Annotated in this window: 10 protein-coding genes; 7 read left to right on the forward strand and 3 right to left on the reverse strand. The window is 56.4% G+C overall.

Annotation, left to right across the window (positions count from 1 at the left end; translation table 11 throughout):
* Positions 1-110 precede the first annotated feature (110 nt).
* The gene (locus tag ACPOL_RS15875; protein WP_114207913.1) at positions 111-3,836 is read left to right on the forward strand and encodes a TonB-dependent receptor; all 3,726 of its coding nucleotides are present in this window, start codon (positions 111-113) and stop codon (positions 3,834-3,836) included.
* A gap of 90 nt (positions 3,837-3,926) precedes the next feature.
* Positions 3,927-5,120 carry a tetratricopeptide repeat protein gene (locus ACPOL_RS15880; RefSeq protein ID WP_114207914.1) on the forward strand — a complete coding sequence of 398 codons (1,194 nt, stop codon included), beginning with the start codon at positions 3,927-3,929 and terminating at the stop codon, positions 5,118-5,120.
* A 20-nt stretch (positions 5,121-5,140) separates the two neighbouring features.
* Here ACPOL_RS15880 and ACPOL_RS15885 read toward each other — a convergent pair whose 3' ends face one another.
* The 3 genes from ACPOL_RS15885 to ACPOL_RS15895 form a co-directional block, all read right to left on the reverse strand.
* The gene (locus tag ACPOL_RS15885; protein ID WP_114207915.1) at positions 5,141-6,538 is read right to left on the reverse strand and encodes an AGE family epimerase/isomerase; all 1,398 of its coding nucleotides are present in this window, start codon (positions 6,536-6,538) and stop codon (positions 5,141-5,143) included.
* Positions 6,535-7,689, reverse strand: coding sequence for a glycoside hydrolase family 5 protein (locus tag ACPOL_RS15890; protein ID WP_201758849.1), 1,155 nt, complete (start codon positions 7,687-7,689; stop codon positions 6,535-6,537). Before ACPOL_RS15890 ends, ACPOL_RS15885 begins: the two co-directional genes overlap by 4 nt.
* Positions 7,690-7,839: 150 nt before the next feature.
* The gene (locus tag ACPOL_RS15895) at positions 7,840-9,108 is read right to left on the reverse strand and encodes an amino acid deaminase (RefSeq protein WP_114207916.1); all 1,269 of its coding nucleotides are present in this window, start codon (positions 9,106-9,108) and stop codon (positions 7,840-7,842) included.
* Between the two features lie 87 nt (positions 9,109-9,195).
* Between ACPOL_RS15895 and ACPOL_RS15900 the strand changes: the two genes are divergently transcribed.
* The 5 genes from ACPOL_RS15900 (at position 9,196) to ACPOL_RS15920 (ending at position 15,687) form a co-directional block, all read left to right on the forward strand.
* Positions 9,196-10,650, forward strand: coding sequence for an N-acyl-D-amino-acid deacylase family protein (locus tag ACPOL_RS15900; RefSeq protein ID WP_114207917.1), 1,455 nt, complete (start codon positions 9,196-9,198; stop codon positions 10,648-10,650).
* A 49-nt stretch (positions 10,651-10,699) separates the two neighbouring features.
* The gene (locus ACPOL_RS15905) at positions 10,700-11,092 is read left to right on the forward strand and encodes a RidA family protein (RefSeq protein ID WP_114207918.1); all 393 of its coding nucleotides are present in this window, start codon (positions 10,700-10,702) and stop codon (positions 11,090-11,092) included.
* A 64-nt stretch (positions 11,093-11,156) separates the two neighbouring features.
* The gene (locus tag ACPOL_RS15910; protein WP_236656826.1) at positions 11,157-12,569 is read left to right on the forward strand and encodes a GntT/GntP/DsdX family permease; all 1,413 of its coding nucleotides are present in this window, start codon (positions 11,157-11,159) and stop codon (positions 12,567-12,569) included.
* A 32-nt stretch (positions 12,570-12,601) separates the two neighbouring features.
* A complete protein-coding gene (locus ACPOL_RS15915; protein ID WP_114207920.1) occupies positions 12,602-13,840 on the forward strand; it encodes a lactonase family protein in 1,239 nt (412 codons plus the stop codon).
* Between the two features lie 155 nt (positions 13,841-13,995).
* Positions 13,996-15,687 (forward strand): alpha-amylase family protein, encoded by a 1,692-nt coding sequence (locus tag ACPOL_RS15920; RefSeq protein ID WP_114207921.1) that lies wholly within the window; start codon positions 13,996-13,998, stop codon positions 15,685-15,687.
* Positions 15,688-15,817: the final 130 nt, after the last annotated feature.

Raw genomic sequence — 15,817 nt, forward strand, 5'->3', positions numbered from 1 at the left:
GCGATAACGATATCATCGCGATAAAAAAGAGGCGTACACAAAGACCTTTACCGGTTTAGAACAGCGCCGGTCCGCTCTATCGCACGCAGTGCATTCTGTGGAGGAGACGTATGAAAAACATAAGCTTGAGAAGCAAGAATGGCGATTGTGCTCAATGGGCGAGGGACTTCGAACCCAATAGCGAAAGAAAAGCTGGACACTCCAGCAGCACACCGCCAGGCGTTCCCGACATTCGACTGAGCTTGTCTTCGTTGCTTCGATGGGCGAGCGTAGCGTTGTTGGTAGCCTTCTTTGCCGCTCCTCATCTTCATGCGCAGACCGGCCAGATTACCGGCACCATTTCGGATCCATCCGGCGCGTCCATTCCAGGTGCAGACGTCCAGATCATCAATCAGGCAACCGGCGATCTGACTCGCGATGCGGTTGCCGACAGCACCGGCACGTTTCGCGCATTGAACATCCCCGCCGGTACTTACAGGCTAAGAATCAGCGCGAACGGCATGGAGGAATTGGTCCGGACTGGGATCGTTCTCGACGAAGAGCAGACTCTCGGTCTCGGCCAGTTACAGATGACGATTGGGCAGGCTTCGCAGACCGTTACTGTCACCACTGAAACCCCGTTGATTGATACCGCCACCTCCAATAACTCGGCAGTTGTCGACGAGCGGCAAGTGACCGAGCAGCCGTTGAACGGACGCGACTTCGAACAGCTATTGACGGTGCTGCCCGGGGTGGTGACTAACAACAACTCGCAATTCCGGCTGGTCTTCAACCAGACCGATGACTTCTATGTAAATGGGATGCGCGGTACTGCTAACAACTTTTTTCTCGACGGCGTGATCAATACTGACGTAGGTGCGAATGATGGCGAATACACCAACCTCAGCATCGATGCAGTAGGCGAGTTTAAAACGCTGACGGGAAATTTTAATGCGGAATATGGCCGCAGTCCGGGTGTGATGATCCTGGTGAACACAAAGAGCGGCGGCTCGCGCTTTCATGGGACCGTATGGGAGTTCAACCGCAACACCGATTACAACGCAAATGACTGGTTCAGCAATCATCAAGGGTCGGCGCGGCCGCAATTGAAATACAACAACTTCGGCGGGAATATCGGCGGCTATATTCCGATTCCCAAGATCTCTCCCCGAACGAACAAGAAAGCCTTCTTCTTCTTCAACTATGAGGGAACGCGCGCCAACCGGCCGAACGGCGGCACTTATTACACCATGCCGCAGCCATCGATGCTGGGCATCGGAACGCCCAATGGTGAAGCGGAGTTGTCGCCTCTTTACCGCACCGGTTCAATCTGCGATTTCAATGGTGGCAAGACTTGCACACCGATCACGGATACCAACGGGAATATACCGCAGAATGGGCAGGTGTTTGTGCCTGGAACCATCAAGTACAACTCCTTTGGCGAAATCGTAACCGGCACCCCTTACATCAACAATGTAATCCCGGCGAGCGACTTCAATAGCCAGTATGGGGCCATGATCAAGTATTTTACCCCTGGTTACCGGGGTAGCTTCAATCATCCGACCTACACTGGAAACTCCTTTGGGGATGAGCAACAGATCAATTTTCAAGACACCTACACCTTCTATAAAAATCAGTATGTCGTCAGGGTCGATTACAACTTCGGGCCAAAGGCAAACGCCTTCTTCCGGTACGTGGACGACCGCCAGCAAGAGAGCCAGGGTTTCGGCATCTTCTCTGGAAACAGCTTTCCCGTGCTCCCGCAGTTTCGCGAGAAGCCCGGCAAGAGCTATGCCTGGAGCTTAGTGAACGTTATCTCTCCGTCACTGACCAATGAGGTTAGCGTAGGCTGGCTGCACCTGAATCAAGTGGTCGATATTGTGCCGGGAACTTCGAAGTCGCTTTATGACAAAGCAACCCTCGGATTTAATTTCAGCGATATCTATCCGTCCACGAACACCCACGATCTCGCGCCGAATATTAACACTGGTGATGGCTATATTAATATCAGCCCCTTTCCATCTGGATGGACCTCCACCGGCAATACCGTAGTGGTTACAGATGACGTCACCAAGATTCTTGGTCGACATGTCATTAAGTTTGGCATATTCGGTGACCTCAACGAGAACGGGCAAGAGGGAAGCTGGCAGGAAAATCCGTCGCTCAATTTCGGCGCGAGCAACCAAAACCCGAATAACAGCAACTCTGGTATCGCGAATACGCTTTTAGGGAACTACACGACGGTCAGCCAATCGAATATCTATGCGTTCGGCCATTTTCACTTCTTCCAATACGAGGGATATGCCCAGGACACATGGAAGGCGACGCCTCGACTTACTTTGGATTATGGCGTGCGCTATGAATTCATAGGGCCAACTTACACAGTGGCTCCCTTTCACCAGTACTACTTTGAGCCTGACTTCTATAATCCCGCTTCTGCGGTCCAAATCAACACTGCGCCAAATATTCCGGGACAAATACCCACCCAGAATACAATCCTTCCCGGCACTGGCAATCCGTACAACGGTATGGTTCAGGAAGGCACGAATGGATTACCGAAGGGCGGCCTTAACTTCCGGTGGAATAATTTCGGTCCGCGCCTGGGCTTCGCCTATGACGTTTTCGGCGATGGAAAGACTGCCTTCCGCGGCGGCTTCGGCGTGTTTTTCGAGCGCTACCAACAGAATTCCTTTAACTTCGGCGGCATCAGCAATCCCCCTCTGGTCTACACACCAACCTTGTATGGCGGTAACATCGGCAACATTTCGCCATCCTTAGTGAACGGAGCGCCGCTAACTCCATCAGGCGGAATTTTATCAGCAGATCGGGCGGGTCAGATTCCGACCACCTATGGGTACAACCTCGGAATACAGCGGCAGATGCCCTATAAACTTGTATTTGACATGGGCTATGTCGGTAACGTCAGCCGTCACCAAATGTATGATCAGGAGCTGGAGCAGTTACCTCTAGGACTTACGACGAGTACGGACGTCCTCTCAACGGTTAACAATGTGACAGCCGCAATTTTGCCCTATCGGGGTTACACCTCGATCCACTACAACAGATTTGGTGCGAGCAGCGCATATAATGCCCTACAGATCAAAGTCGCGCGCCGGTTTAGCGACCGGCTCACCTTCAACGCGGACTATACGTGGTCGAAGGCGATCGATCTGGATGATGTCGACTATGACGCCGATGTCTTCCCCGACTACACTCAACTCAAGAGGTTCTATGCCCCTGCCGGCTTTGACCGGCGAAATGTGTTTAACTTCCAATACGTCTACAATCTTCCTGATTTCAAGGGACAGAACAAGCTTGTACAGCTTACCGCCGGCGGCTGGGAGTGGTCTGGGGTGACTCAATTCTGGGGCGGTTCTCCTTGCTTGTCTGGTAACAGTCCCACGAACGATGCATGCGACCTTAGTTCGAGCGGTAACCTGGGGAACGGCGGGTTTGGGCACATCCGCCCCGACTACAATGGCGGCGCTATCGTAACTGGTCATGGCCACAATGTTCCTGCTAATCAACTTCCCATGTGGTTTAATCCGGGAGTCTTTTCCTCCCCACCAAACGGCAGCTTCGGTAACTTCCATCGCAACTCCATCTATGGCCCAGGAGTGGAAAACTGGAACATGTCCTTGTTCAAGAACTTCAACTTCACCGAGAGCACCCGGGTGCAATTGAGGTTTGAGGCATATAACGTCTTTAACCATACGCAATGGGGAAATGTGAATGTTGGCCTCTCCGCCCCGACACCTGGAACTCCCTTCACCGGCAGCAACGCCGGTAACGCCGGCCAGATTACAACAGCGCGCGATCCCCGCGTTCTGCAACTGGGAGGCAAGTTCTACTTCTAACCGCACATAATCGTGAAGCTGGCCGGGCTCAGATACACGAGCCCGGCTAGAGTGTTTTATGACAAACTAGGGGTGACATCGGAAGTCACTATGCTCATCAGTCCTGCAAGGATGCGGAAGCGCGCCGCTCATTCCGTGAAACTTCTGGTCGCGCTGGGTTTCGCTGCGCTGCTCGCTAGCGGCCCGGTAGTCCTATCAGCTGCTGACCTAGCAAAGCAGACCTTTGACTCCGCGATGCAGGCACTGCAATCGGGAAAATACCTGGAGGCAGAGGCCGGTTTTCACAAGGTACTGGAGCTCGATTCTCGCAACGTCAGCGCACTAGCGAACCTCGGCATTCTCTATGCGAAGACTCATCGCTATGCGAAAGCGATCGATGCCTATCAGAAGGCGCTACGAGTGAGCCCACAGTTGCGGGAGGTGCAACTTGATCTTGGCTTGGCCTACCTCAAGGAGGGAAGTTATGATCATGCACTTCCGTTCTTTAAACAGCTGCACGATCGTGATCCCAACGACCAGCGAACAGCCATGCTCATGGCTACTTGTTTAGCCTCTGGCAGTCATCCAGGGGATGCTATCGGTCCACTGAAGGTAATGACAGATGCGCCGAATGCGGATCCAGCAGCCATGTATCTTCTCGGCATCGCCTATGCTCGTGCGGGACAGGCTAACGAGGCACAAGATGTCTTCAGCAAGTTATTCGCCAGCAGTGCGACTCCTGCTCAATCCAACTTTCTGCTTGGCAAGGCTTATTATGAGGCTACCAAATTCCGGGATTCAGAAAAGGCGTTCGAGGCAGTGTTACAGGCGGATCCCGCCTTTCCCGGCGCCCACCGCGAGCTTGGCAAGGCATACATAGGACTGTTGCAGAACGCAGATGCCGAGAGGGAGCTAAGACAGGCGATTCAACTGGATCCCAACGATGGCGATGCTTACTATTTTCTGGGCGCGCTCCTCGTTCAGTCCTCTCGCTATGAGGACGGTCTTGTCTATCTAGCTAAGGCGCAGAGTCTTACTCCTGACTCCTGGGCGACGTATTTTTATATGGGGAAAGCCCAGTATGAGCTCAAGCGCAACGCCGCCGCTGTTCCACTGCTACGCCAGGCATCGGAGATGAACCCGGACGATTCAAGTTCGCTCTATCTGCTTGCAAAGGCGCTCCGAGCGGAGGGCCAGGTACAAGATGCGGACGCAACAATGCGCCGGGTTGCTGAACTCCACACCACCGCGATCGAGGCAGAACGCCGGGCTTTGAAGGATGCCGGTATCGTCAATGAACACTGAAGCGCAGTCATATACAGTGATTAATGGGATCCTTCCGTTTGGGCTGCCATCCGATTCAGTCTTTCTGTTACATTCATCAGCGCTCTTCCATCATGATAGGCGCCCTTCCAGATGCTTCCTTTGTCAGTAGTGAGGGGTTTACCATCAGTGTCTATAAGGTTGTAATAGCCGTGATAGGTAGGATCTTCCTGGTAGTTGCGGATGAACTGCAATTGCTTTTGAAATGCCTGCCAATAGACACTGGTATTGCTGCCGTACTTAGAGTGAAGTAGTAGGAGAGTGTTCAATCCCTCCATCTGCACCCACCACTCCTTGAATTTGTCTTCGGGCCGGCCGTCGAATGTTCCATCTCGAAAAAACCCTCCATGGGCGTCGTCCCAGCCATACGCCAGAGCATGGTCGGTGAGCATGCGGGCGATGCGTTCGGTGGTTGGGTCGTTGGTCTCGCCGAGGGCTTCCGCGGCTTCCAGCAATAAGTAGGTCGCTTCAACATCATGACCGTACGAGTCGTGATCAGGTACGGGCCGCCAGTCGCTGGTGAAGAAGAGATTCATGGCGCCTGGCTGCACGGTAACCTTATCGCGCACGATTCCGAGCAGCTCTTGCAGTCGGCGGCGGAGCGTCTCATCCTTCCATACCGAATAAAGCTCGGTATAGGACTCTAATAAGTGGATGTGAGTATTCATGGACTTATAGCCAACGGGGAAGCCCCCGGCCTGCTCGACGCGAACGGCGCTGGGATCTACGAGGATCGGGTTGCCCTCACGGGTTAGCCATTCAAAGTAGCCACCGTTCCGATCGTCATGGGCGTGCTCCTCGACCCAGCGGAAACTACGCTTGGCCTGTTCCAGGGTTTCAGGATCGTGCGTAGCCGCATAAGCCCCAGACAGGCCGTATATGCAGAAGCTGATGCCATACATCTGTTTGCGGTCGCCGAAGCGGGGCGAAATCGTGCCATCATCGGCTAGCCCCCAATAGTAGCCTCCATATTGTTTATCCCACATCACATCGCGGAGAAAAGTCACGCCATGCTGAACGATGGGGAGATAAGCAGCCTTCGTCCGTGGCTCTCTTAACACTGCTTGCGCAGCGATCCAGGTCATTCTGCCTTGCATGACGGAGAATTTTCCTTCGCTCGGCGCCTTCATCCAATCTCGCGTCCAATCGGAATAGAAGCCGCCATGCTGGCTGTCAACCGCACGCGGAAACCAGACATCAAGGACGTCGGTGCGCAACATCTCATGTACCTGCTCGGAGAGAGCGTGATAGCTGGCCGGGGTTGCCGGCAAATAGGTGATCGGGTCGGGGGCCACCGGCGGAGTGTGGCTTTGCGTCTGTGATATCAAACCATTCCAACCAGTCAAACCGACGGCTAGAGCCAACGTGGGATCTAAGAGTCTGCGGAAGGAATGTCTCACGCCGTAGTCTCCTTCGGAGGCTCTCTCAGGAGCTCCAACATCTGGCGATCGAGCTTATGTCCTTGGTAGTCCTCGTATGCGACGTCAGCTCTTCCACTGTCCATGACTCCGAAGTCGCCGCGCAAGTTCCAGAGCGCCCAGCCCCATCCAGCCTGGTTCCAGCACGAGATACAGTCGCGCATCCAGGCCAGGGCAACCTCGTGCGGGGTCTTGTTGTAACATCCCCATTCGCCGACATGCACTAATACGTTACGGTCGGTCAGCGGCTTATACTTGTCGATATATTCCTGCTTGAGCTTGGCGCGATCCCACACAACACCCTTGTCGTCAGTAAGCGGCCAGGTGGGCGTTTTGAATGTTTCAAACTCGTCTTTCGGCACCCAGGTCGCGGTATAGTGACTAACTGCTTTGGGCTGGTAGCCCCGCGTGCTTTGGATGAGGTTCAAATCCGCAAGTTCGATCACCGGACTCTGTCCGATGTTGATGCCGTCCGCAAAGATCATGCGGTCCGAATCTTCCTCGCGTATCGCCTTCACTAAAGCCTGGACGATCTCAACATAACGTTCCTGGAACGCACCTTCATAGGAGCGCATTTTTGGCGGTTCGTTGATGAGGTCAAAGCTCAGGTTTCTGCTCGAAACACTCTTGAAGCGCTTCGCGAAGTATCGCCAGTGATATACGGCCGCCTGGAGAGCGCGATCTCGTTCCGCGGCACGGCCAGTGAAGAGGTCAGCTGGCTCCAGTTCGCGGCCATTGATGCAGTAGCCGGGAATGCGGTGGAAGTTAAGATTGATGTGAATGTTCCATTGGCGTCCGAGGTCGACGGCGCGGTCGAGTCGTTTTAGCGGTTCGGGATCGATGTAGGTCCAATCGGTAGGCTTACCCCAGATCCAATAGGAAAGAGGAAGCCGGGCGAACGTGAATCCCCAATTCGACATGTTCTGAAAGTCGGATTCCTCGTACGCTGGCTTCGTGGACGGATCCGTCTTACGCTGTTGCCATTGAAGATTGAAGCCTTTCCACCGAATTGTGGAACGCGACGCTTGAGTCGAACCGGCTTGTCCCTGGGTTTGACCCATGGTAACGCTATCAGCAGATGCAGCTAGAATACACGCCGCCGTCGCCCCTTTGACGAACGATCTCCTATCCATCGACATCCTTCCTTGATTGGGATCCTGCAGCTTGGCTATTTCGAACGTCTGCGCTGGCGTCAGCACGCGTCGATGCGAAGCGTAAACCAAGCAGTGGCGATGTGCAAGGATTTACCGCGGAGGATTAATTAGTTGCCGTGAGCCAGTAGGTTAGAAGAAGGTTTGTATCACATCGATGACATCGTAGTTGGCATTCAAAACCGGCAAGGACCGCCATTTATCAAAGGTCAAACAAGGATGAGATATGTCGAAGCCAATCATATCTCCGACTTGAAGATCATCCTGGGCGGCAATTTGCAGGTAAGCATGTTGGTCCATCATTTTGGTAAGGGTCCAATGGCTTGGGGCCTGGCGCGGCGCAGCGCAGCCGGGCCTGAAGTGAAGAGCGGCCATTGGCAGGCCGGCATCGAACGCGGCATCTCGCTTGCCCATGGCGACGATCGCCCGGGTGGCTTCCGGCACCGATTGCACATAGGCCCATACTTGAAGCGCGGGAATCAGGCCTGCGCGCATCTGGTGAGCGATTGGATTGCGCTCCTGTATCTTCGCCTGAGCTTCACGATAGACGCCGATGTCGTGAGTCAAATAGCATCCGGGCCTCAAGACGATCTCGGTCGCCGCACCGAGATGGGCGGCGGAGAAGACTTCTGCGACTATGTCGTACCAGGCCGAACCCGCTCCGGAGAGCAAGTGTGGCTTGCGTGCAAAGCGGGCTTCACTGTCGAGCCGCCGGGTGACGTTTACTGCGCGTTCGAGAAAGCTGCGAATAGCCGCTTCGTCCTCGAGGACACCTTCATATATCTCGACGCCGCAGAGGGCGATGGCGCCGCGCCAGCGTGACAGCGCGGTAAGCACCGATATCATTTGCTGCTCGTTGCGCACCCCGGTACGGCCGCCTTCCACTCCCAGTTCGAGCAATACGTTCAGGCGCTGCGCGCGTTCGGAATAAAAAGCACCAAGCTGATCGACCTGCGCCGCTGAATCGACGAGGCAGTAGTATTCAAAGGCGGAGTCCTGTAAGAGGCGAGAGATGATGGCCATGTTTTCTTTGCCAATCAACTGGTTCGCCATCAGTACTCGCCGCACTCCATGATGGAATGCAACCGCAGTCTGATGGGCGGTCGCCAAGGTGATTCCCCACGCGCCTTTCTGTAGTTGCATGTCAAAGAGTTTAGGCGCCATCGTCGTTTTGCCGTGGGGGGCAAGGTTGAGACCATAGGCAGCGATGAATTGGCTCATCCATTCGAGGTTGTGCAACAGCCGGTCTTCATAAAGAACAGCGGAGGGTAGGCTGAGATCTTCGCGCAGCAGATTCCAATTGAGTTCAAGACTGCTGGATGATTCGAGCGCTTTCTCGAAGAAACCCAGTCCTTTGTCGAGTGTCTGGTTTTGTGTTGTCAACGTGAACGGGTAGCCCATCAAGAATAATCTCCAACCGTGATCGCCATAAAATTAAAAAACTTGCGAAACTTCAACCAATCCAGCCTATATCCTGGAAGAGCTTCGATGCAGACTTGCGACACTCTTCTACGAAATGCAAGCGTTCTTGATGGCAGCGGCTCTCCTGCCGAGGCGCTCGATGTGGCCATTCAAGGTGACCGCATCGTGCAGATCGGCGCATCGCTCAAGTTCAAGGCGGTTAAGGAACTGGATGTAGAAGGGCTCGCGCTCACGCCGGGATTTATCGATGTTCATACCCATGATGACTGCGTTGTGATCAGCTCTCCATCGATGCTGCCCAAGCTCTCGCAAGGAGTGACCACGGTGATCGTCGGCAACTGTGGAATCAGTGCTGCTCCTGTGTGCCTACGGGGCGAGCCGACCGATCCGATGTACCTTCTCGGTGACGCAGCCGCCTTCCGCTATGCGACTTTCTCGGAGTATGTCGATGCGGTCCGCCGCGCACGGCCAGCGGTGAATGTGGGCGCACTGGTCGGCCACACTTCTCTGCGCAACAACCACCTGCAGCGGCTAGATCGTTCGGCAACCGAAGCAGAGATCGCGGCGATGCAGAGTCAGGTCCAAGAGGCGCTGGATGGCGGGGCCCTGGGACTAAGCTCCGGGCTAGCTTATCTCTCGGCAAATTCGGCCTCGACTGAAGAGGTGCTGGCATTGGCTAAGCCGCTGGCGGCGGCGAGTGCGATCTACACCACCCACATGCGTTCTGAGACTGAGGCTATCCTCGACGCGATGAATGAGGCGTTCGAGATCGGGCGGCTCGCTCGCGTCCCGGTCGTGATCTCCCATTTGAAGTGCGCAGGCGTTGATAACTGGGGACGCAGCGCAGAGGTTTTGCGAACTCTGGAAATAGCTCGATCCACCCAGAATGCGGGGTGCGACTGTTATCCATACGCGGCTGGTTCCAGTACCCTGGATCTCCGGCAGGTGGATGAGCGCGTCAAGATCACGATTACCTGGAGCACTCCTCATCCGGAGGTTTCAGGCCAGACCCTCGAGAAAATAGCAGCGGTCTGGGGAATCGACCAGCGGCAAGCGGCGCGGCGACTGCAGCCGGCCGGGGCCATCTATCACAGCATCTCCGAAGACGATATGCGTACGATTCTGCGCCACCCAGCTACTATGGTCGGTTCGGATGGGCTGCCGAACGATCCCTTGCCGCATCCCCGCCTGTGGGGCACGTTCCCGCGGGTGCTTGGTCGTTACTGCCGGGAAGAAAAGTTGTTATCCCTGGCTGAGGCCGTGCACAAGATGACGGGCATGCCGGCGCAGCGATTTGGCCTTGAGCAGCGCGGGCTTTTGCGCGAGGGGTACCACGCCGACCTGGTGTTGTTCAATCCTGAAAAGATCGCCGACACGGCCACGTTTTCGGATCCGGTGCGCGCGGCGGTGGGTATTGAAAGTGTCTGGGTGAATGGCGTGCTCTCTTATACTGCTCTAGGCGCTACAGGAGATCGAGCCGGGCGCTTCCTGCCTCGCGGCAAAACTGCGTGGATCCAATAAAGAGACACCGTAACGAAGGACAAAAGAATAAAGAACGCTAGGAGCGTCTATGAGCATCAAGCGATATGGAGTGGCGGGCGGTACGGGTGCGGGCGGACAGCACCTTCCTTTTGCTCGCGCAGTCGAAGCGGATGGCTGGCTTTACGTTTCGGGACAAGTGCCGATGGTAAATGGCGAAGTGATCTCGGGGAATATTGTGGCGCAAACACGACAGGCGATCGCTAATCTGTTGTCGATCCTTCAGGAAGCGGGTTACGGAACCGAACACGTGGTTCGCTGCGGAGTCTGGCTCGAAGATCCACGCGATTTCGCCGCGTTCAATGCGGTATTCAAAGAATACTTCGGCGAACACCCCCCGGCCCGCGCCTGCGTCGTCTCGAACATGGTTGTCGACTGCAAGGTGGAGATTGAGTGCGTGGCCTATAAGGCTCCGGCCGCATGACTGGTAGCTTCTTTATCTCGCGCCGTTCAATCCTCACGGCCTACCGCGGAGGCACGATGCCTGGTTGGCGTCGGCGGCTTGCCGTGTCCTCAGCAGGCCGTCAATTTTCGGCAATGCCCAAACCACTATGATCGATCATCACAGCATCTTCCTACTGGTCTCTGCCGTGATTGCTGTGATCGCTTTGATCCTGCTGATCGCGGTGGTGAAACTGAATCCGTTCATCACCTTGTTCCTCACGGCGCTTTCATTGGCCATGGTGACGGGGATGCCGCTCTCGAAGATCGTGCACTCCTTTGAGACCGGAGTTGGAGGGACGCTCGGACACATAGCGATCGTCGTGGCGCTAGGCACCATGCTAGGCAAGATGATGGCGGAGTCGGGCGGCGCCGACCAAATCGCCTACACCCTCATTAAGCTATTCGGCGAGAGGCGGATTCATTGGGCGATGGTCGTCATCGGCCTGGTGGTTGGTCTTCCGGCCTTCTTTGAAGTCGGCTTTGTGCTCTTGATCCCGATCGTCTTCACGGTGGCCCGGCGTACGCGGACTTCGCTGATCCTGGTCGGCCTGCCCATGGTTGCCGGATTGTCGGTGGTCCATGGATTGGTTCCTCCGCATCCAGCAGCGCTGATGGCAGTGACCATCTTCAAGGCCGACGTGGGGAGGACGATTCTTTATGCATTGATCGTCGGGCTTCCTTCTGCCGTCCTGGCCGGGCCGGTCTATGCGAAGCTGATTGCGCCACATGTCCAGCTTCCTGACGAGAACTCGATGGCTGCACAGTTTGTCGACCATGGCGACGAGCGAAGTCTGCCCGGATTCTGGCTCACCTTGTTCACCATCCTGCTGCCGGTTCTGTTGATGCTGACTGGAAGTTGGGCGGACGTTCTGTCCACGCCGAAGAGCGCCCTGAATGAAGGATTGCGGCTGATCGGGAATGACGATTTGGCGCTGCTGATCGGGGCGCTGCTGAGTTTCTTTACTCTAGGCACTCTACGAGGCTTCTCGCGAGAGACTATCCTGCGTTTCAGCAACGAGTGCATTGCGCCTACCGCAACCATCACTATCCTGGTCGGAGCCGGTGCTGGGTTTGGGCGAATTCTACAGGACAGCGGTGTTTCGGATGCGATTATCGTGGTGGCCATGCACTTCCACGTGCCGATGCTGCTGCTCGCTTGGTTGCTGGCGGCAATGATGCGGCTTGCGACCGGTTCGTCGACCGTGGCCATGACGACGGCCGCCGGGATCGTCGCGCCACTTGCGCTGCACAGCACCGGCGTACGCCCTGAACTGCTCGCCATTTCTACTGGCGCGGGCTCGCTGATCTTTTCGCACGTTAATGATGGCGGCTTCTGGTTAGTCAAGGAGTATTTCGGCATGAGTGTGGCGCAGACGCTGAAGAGCTGGTCGGTTTGCGAAACCATCATCTCGGTCACCGCGCTCATTCTTACCGTCGCCTTGTCGTTGGTGGTTTGAAGAAGAATCGACTACGTTGAAAAGGACGAAGAATGACGGTCAAGAAACCGCAAGAAACATACTCCCGCCGGCGTTTCCTGGCGACGACTGCCGCTCTGGCTATGGCAACCTATGCGCATGGCGAGGAGCAGCCTTCCGCGAACCCTGCTTCTCGAAGAAGAGCAGTCGCGTATGTCGGCACCTACACCGGGGCGGTAGGTAACGGCAGCAACGGTGAGGGTATTTACCTCGTGGAGATGGATCCCCAGACCGGTGCCCTGTCTCCTGCGAGACTGGCCGCGAAGACTCCTAATCCTTCCTGGATCGCCATTCATCCATCGAAAAAGTACCTCTACGCCGTGAACGAGATCGATGACTTTCGCGGCAACAGTGGTTCGGTGACTGCCTTTGCGATGCAGGATGACGGTGATTTGCGGCAGCTGAATGTTGTCAGTTCCGCGGGAGCGGGCCCAGCATATCTCAGCCTCGATGCTACCGGGAGCTATGCGTTCGTCGCGAACTATGGCGGCGGAAGTGTCGCTGTGCTGCCGGTCTCGAAGGACGGGTCGCTTCAGCCGGCGGTCGATGTGCATCGCGATAGCATGGCCCTGGGCAGCACGAAGGCGGCCGATGCGCCGCCTGGCAGCTTTGCCATAAGCGGGCATGACGCCCCACATGCGCACATGATCGCCGCCGATCCGCAAAACAAGTTCGTGCTCGCAACGGATTTGGGTCAGGACAGGATCTACATTTACCGGCTGGATTTGGGAAGCGGGAAGTTGACGCCGCACGAAACCGCGCCGTATGCGATGCTGCCGTCGGGCGACGGTCCTCGTCATTTTACGTTTCATCCAAATGGCCGCTGGTTGTATTCGATACAGGAAGAATCCTCGACCATCGTGTTTTTTGACTATGCTCCGGGGAAGGGGACGCTTGCTGTGCAGCAGACACTCTCGGCGCTCCCGGCCGGTTTTGCGGGATCGAGTTTTGCCTCGGAGATTCTGGTGTCGCCGGAAGGAAAATTTCTGTATGCCGCGAACCGGCTGCATGACACCATCGCGGCTTTCGCAATCGGTGCGGACGGCAAGCTCACTCTCCTGGGGGAGAGCTCGACCCTCGGCGATTATCCCGGCCAATGCAGGATCGAACCCAACGGTAATTTTCTGTATGTATGTAACCGGCGAAGCGACAGTATCACTTCGTTCTGGATGAATCACGACTCGGGTCTGCTCACATTTAGCGGCCAGTACGCCTCCATAGGCAGCCCTGCAAGCATTACTTTCCTGCCGTAGACTGCTAGGTAGCTATGCGACCTACCCATATCGATCAACTCGTTGACCGACTTCCGGCATTAGACAGCCAGCACGTGGATTCGCTTACCCGGCGGTCTTTTGTTAGAGCTGGGGTTGCCGCTATCGGCGGCACTGCATTAGGTCTCGGAGCATCTATGCCCATTGCAGGAGCGGAGGTGAGGGCGCTTAAGACTTCCGGCGAAGAGGGCTCGGCCAAGCGATCGCAAAGGCAGCCATCTTTTATCGATATTCTAAGGCCTCCGGACTCGGTGACGGTTTATAGCGGCTTCGTGAAGACGCTGCCCACGGGCATGATTTCCTTGCAGGGACAGGGACAGAGATGGGTGGCCGGAGGTGTGACGGTCGAAAGCAATCTGGAGAGCGACGGGCTCATCCTGACACTCCAAGCGCCTTCTGCTGCTGTCGCTGCAGTCCATGTACGATGGCTGGCACAGATCAAGTCCAACCTGCTGGTTCTAGGGGACGCGTGGGAGCGAAGCTATGGAGATCTTGGATGGCGGAACGTTATTCCAGAGCGCGTGATGCCCTGGTACTTCGCGACCCACGAAGAGGGCGCGTGTCATGGCTACGGGGTGAAGACCGATGCTCGCGCACTCTGTTTCTGGCAGCTCGATCCAGAGGGAGTGTCGCTGTGGTTGAACGTGACCAACGGAGGCAATGGGGTCGAGCTCGGCGAGCGGCAGTTGACGATGGCTACCGTGGTCACCCGCCGAGGTTCAGAGAGCGAGGACCCGATCGACGCGATTGCCAGCCTTTGCCGGGCCATGTGTGCGCGGACATCCCGGCGAGCTTCTCCAATTTACGGCACAAATGATTGGTGCTATAGCTATGGGCATAGCACGGCAGAGACAATTCTTCGAGATACGGAATTCATCGTTGAGCTTTCACCCACCGGTGGAGTCCGTCCTTTCTCGGTGATCGACGGCGGATGGGAGAACGGCACGCCAGCGTGGCCGGATATGGGCAGACTTGCTTCTGACATCAAACAGAGGCACGCGCGCCCGGGCCTCTGGATTCGGCCGCTTGAGGCGCCGGCAGATTCCGCCCCCCACCTCCTGCTTCCGGATCTTCGCTTCGGCGACAAGCAAGAGCGGGCGCGTGAGTATGCGTACGATCCTACTGTCCCCGAGGCGCTCGAAAAGATTGCCGCCAAGTTGCGACAAGCTGCGTCCTGGGGGTACGAGATGGTCAAGCATGACTTCTCGACCTATGACCTGCTTGGGCAATGGGGGTTCGAGATGGGGCCGCAGCCCACACTGCCGGGATGGTCGCTTCATGACCGAAGCCGAACGAACGCCGAAGTCATCGCCTCGCTCTATGCTCTGATTCGCGAGACAGCCGGAGACCAGATTCTGCTGGATGGATGCAACACCGTAGGCCATCTCGGCCAGGGAGTGTTTGAACTTCAGCGCGTTGGCGACGATACCAGCGGGCACCAATGGGAGCGCACGCGGCGGATGGGAGTGAACACGGCTGCGTTTCGGCTGCCCCAGAATCATGTTTTCTTCACCATTGATCCGGATCTGGTTGGCATCACCGACGCCATCCCGTGGGAGTTCAACCGGCAGTGGCTCGACCTGCTGGCGCGCAGCGGGGCGGCAACACTCGTCTCTCCAGGACCGCCGGCGCGCGGCGTCGAAGAGAGGGCTGCGATCCGATCCGCCTTTCAGATTGCAGCGTCAGGAGGTGTCGGCGCCAAGCCGCTCGACTGGATGAAAACGGGCACGCCGGAGGATTGGGGTTCGAGCCAGCGCGAAAAATCGGACAGGGAGCGCCATTACCGCTGGAGCGATGGTGCAGGGGCGTCCCCCTTTCTGGGGCCGTAGATGGTGCGGTCGAAGGGAAGCTGCTCATACAACTCGCTCATGAGACTCCTGACAGGCGAGCTCCACTGCGCCGTAGAGCGCCGTGTGCTTTCCGAGCGCGGCGGGCACCACGTCCACTCGCGCCTCAAAC

The sequence above is a fragment of the Acidisarcina polymorpha genome, from assembly GCF_003330725.1.
GTDB lineage: Bacteria > Acidobacteriota > Terriglobia > Terriglobales > Acidobacteriaceae > Acidisarcina > Acidisarcina polymorpha.

What these genes read in the sequence shown, in the direction of transcription:
- ACPOL_RS15900 (WP_114207917.1), top strand. Translation starts at nt 9,196, where the DNA reads ATGCAGACTTGCGACACTCTTCTACGAAATGCAAGCGTTCTTGATGGC.
- ACPOL_RS15880 (WP_114207914.1), top strand. Translation starts at nt 3,927, where the DNA reads ATGCTCATCAGTCCTGCAAGGATGCGGAAGCGCGCCGCTCATTCCGTG.
- ACPOL_RS15895 (WP_114207916.1), bottom strand. Translation starts at nt 9,108, where the DNA reads ATGGGCTACCCGTTCACGTTGACAACACAAAACCAGACACTCGACAAA.
- ACPOL_RS15905 (WP_114207918.1), top strand. Translation starts at nt 10,700, where the DNA reads ATGAGCATCAAGCGATATGGAGTGGCGGGCGGTACGGGTGCGGGCGGA.
- ACPOL_RS15890 (WP_201758849.1), bottom strand. Translation starts at nt 7,689, where the DNA reads ATGGATAGGAGATCGTTCGTCAAAGGGGCGACGGCGGCGTGTATTCTA.
- ACPOL_RS15875 (WP_114207913.1), top strand. Translation starts at nt 111, where the DNA reads ATGAAAAACATAAGCTTGAGAAGCAAGAATGGCGATTGTGCTCAATGG.
- ACPOL_RS15915 (WP_114207920.1), top strand. Translation starts at nt 12,602, where the DNA reads ATGACGGTCAAGAAACCGCAAGAAACATACTCCCGCCGGCGTTTCCTG.
- ACPOL_RS15920 (WP_114207921.1), top strand. Translation starts at nt 13,996, where the DNA reads ATGCCCATTGCAGGAGCGGAGGTGAGGGCGCTTAAGACTTCCGGCGAA.